Source organism: Mammaliicoccus fleurettii, from assembly GCF_002018435.1.
Lineage (GTDB): Bacteria > Bacillota > Bacilli > Staphylococcales > Staphylococcaceae > Mammaliicoccus > Mammaliicoccus fleurettii.
In genome coordinates, this window is sequence record NZ_MWJM01000036.1 from 1 (window position 1) to 2,589 (window position 2,589).

Consider the following 2,589-nt stretch of genomic DNA (forward strand, 5'->3'; position numbering starts at 1 on the left):
GCATTAATACATATGGGAAGTAAATTTCATGAATACCACCTAGGAAATGGATGATACCAGCACCATATGATGTTGCTTTTGCTGTACCTTTACCGAATACCATATACGCTAATAAAATACCTAGACCTGGTCCAGGGTTAGACTCTAATGTATATAATATAGATTTACCAGCTTGAGTAACTTGTTCAGATGCAAGCGGAGTTAATACCCCATGGTTAATTGCATTGTTCAAGAATACAGTTTTTGCTGGTTCAATAATAATACTTACTAATGGCAATAAATGATGAGAAACTAAGAAATCAACACCCATACCAAGAAGTTTCATTAATCCTTCCACCAATGGCGCTAAACCTTTGAAACCAATGATTGCCATGATGAATGCTAGAATACCAGCTGAGAAGTTGTTGAATAACATCTCGAAACCTTGTGGCGTTCTAGGAACTAAGAACTCATCCACTTTTTTCATTAACCAACCAAGAAGTGGCCCCATAATCATTGCACCAATTAACATCGGTGTATCAGGGAATGCTGCGATAACCCCCATAGTAGCAGTAGCACCAACGACGCCACCACGTAAACCATGAACTAAACGACCACCACTAAATGCAATTAATAATGGAATTAAATATTTGATCATTGGGTCTACCATAGTAGAAAGTTCTTCATTAGGTAACCAACCATCTTCAATAAACAGTGCTGTAATTAGCCCCCAAGCAATAAAAGCACCGATGTTCGGCATAATCATACTACTTAAAAATGAACCAAAAGCTTGAACCTTAGGACCAATGCCTTTTTTCTTTTCTGTTTGTTCTGCCATATTTAACACACCTTCCCTTACATAAAAAGTATTTTGTTACTTAATCATACGAAGATGTATACCTATTAACAATGAATAGTAGATGCAACTTTGTCACAAGCACTTTGACATGTGTGATTTAAGTGGATGAAAGTGAACAAATGTTAAACAAAACGCTTTCAATGTAATTATACACTTTTGGAAGGGAGGTTCATAATGTTTTGGAATAAATGTTCAGATGTGAAGATATTCAGGCCAATAAAAATAAATATCGACCCGAAAACGGAAAATACAGGCCGATAAAAATAAATAGCGGTCCGAAACGCGAAATACGGACCGATAAATAAAATTAGCGGTCCAGAAATGCGAAATACGGACCGATAAATAAAATTAGCGGTCCAGAAACACGAAATACGGACCGATAAAATAAAATAGCGGTCCGAAATCTGCTTATAACGCACCTCTCCAAAGCACACTTTGCTATAGCCTGAACATAAAAACAGTAGTATATGTTTTATATCTATCAACACTCTAAATGTAAAAAGTATTTGACATGTTTATCTCAGATGTTAGACTAATAAATGTAAAAAACTTTTGACATTTGGAGGTGCAATTTTTATGGTATTGAAATGGTTACTTTTTATTATTATTACATTAGTCATGTGGACGGTTTACTATAAATATATAGCAATTAATACTAAAGAATTTAAAAAAGAGCGAAGACTGGATGAAAGGCAATTGAGAATAAGACTCGAAATACTGTCTAACACGTTTGGTTATATGTTCTTGATTATCATGTCCTATATAGCGATTAAACTTTCTGGCTTAAATGGGAATGCACAGAATGTCTTCACTCAAAATCCTGAAATACTTTTTATTGTTTTATTAGGCATTATATATGCAATTAATGTTTTAATAGTAAAGAAGAAATACAGTTGAGAGTAGGTAAGTTGTGAAGAATAAAATACGGGAATATCGAAAGCAAATGGGAATGTCACAGGATACGTTAAGTAAAAATGTAAAAGTGACGAGACAGACGATTAATGCAATTGAAAATGATAAATATGATCCTACATTGGCACTAGCTTTCAAATTAGCAAAAGTGTTTGATGTAACTGTAGATGAATTATTCTCTTAAATGAAAGGAAGATTATTTTGAAGAAGCAAGATGAAATGGAAAGACAACATGTATTTATCGCTTCTAAGTATACTGTAGTGTATTTTATATTTGCTTTAGTTATTTATAATTTATATACGAAATTTACGACAGGCGAGTTTAATGTTGTTTGGTTAATATTATTAGTTGGCATTATTATATTTTTAGGAATTCAAACATATTTTAAGGTTATTACTAAAACGTAATACTATTAAACAAAAGTATAAAAATACAATAAATGTTTATTATTCTACCCCTTGTAATTGAAATTCAATATAGTAGGATGTAGGTGTATGGTCTTTAGATACATAATCTATAAAAAGGGAGAGAGATCGAATGAACAAATTTTCAAAGATTTTTGTTTCAAGCGGTTTAGCATTAGCGACAGTATTTACAGTAGGTGCAGCTAGCAATGGGAATACAGTGGATGCAGCAAGCAATGGTAATATGGAAAGCGAAGCGTCTCAACCTTATACTTCTTATTATAATGGATATGTTAGTTACGACCCTGGATTCTTTATAACAGATACTTTCAAAAAAGGATTCGAATCAGGTAATTTCACTTTAAACGGTTATGAAACACCTGCACATGAAAATTACGCAAAAGAACATCAAGACGAAGCGAAAAATATTAACT

The 2,589-nt window shown here is 32.9% G+C and carries 5 protein-coding genes; 4 read left to right on the forward strand and 1 reads right to left on the reverse strand.

The window, feature by feature from the left end; genetic code table 11:
• Positions 1-817, reverse strand: an 817-nt coding sequence (locus B2G86_RS12920) for a PTS transporter subunit EIIC (protein WP_142242943.1), incomplete at its 3' end; no start/stop codon positions are given.
• A gap of 597 nt (positions 818-1,414) precedes the next feature.
• On the opposite strand from B2G86_RS12920, the gene B2G86_RS12925 reads away from it, so the two are divergent.
• From B2G86_RS12925 to isaB, 4 genes are all read left to right on the forward strand, one after another.
• Positions 1,415-1,735, forward strand: a complete 321-nt coding sequence (locus B2G86_RS12925; RefSeq protein WP_078358595.1) for a hypothetical protein — start codon at positions 1,415-1,417, stop codon at positions 1,733-1,735.
• Positions 1,736-1,748: 13 nt separating this feature from the next.
• Positions 1,749-1,934: a helix-turn-helix transcriptional regulator gene (locus B2G86_RS12930; RefSeq protein WP_078358596.1), complete on the forward strand. Its 186-nt coding sequence runs from the start codon at positions 1,749-1,751 to the stop codon at positions 1,932-1,934.
• Positions 1,935-1,951: 17 nt separating this feature from the next.
• The gene (locus B2G86_RS12935) at positions 1,952-2,158 is read left to right on the forward strand and encodes a hypothetical protein (RefSeq protein ID WP_237687724.1); all 207 of its coding nucleotides are present in this window, start codon (positions 1,952-1,954) and stop codon (positions 2,156-2,158) included.
• 130 nt (positions 2,159-2,288) lie between these two features.
• On the forward strand, positions 2,289-2,589 hold a 301-nt coding region (isaB, locus tag B2G86_RS12940; RefSeq protein WP_420798279.1), incomplete at its 3' end, for an immunodominant staphylococcal antigen IsaB family protein.

What these genes read in the sequence shown, in the direction of transcription:
- B2G86_RS12925 (WP_078358595.1), top strand. Translation starts at nt 1,415, where the DNA reads ATGGTATTGAAATGGTTACTTTTTATTATTATTACATTAGTCATGTGG.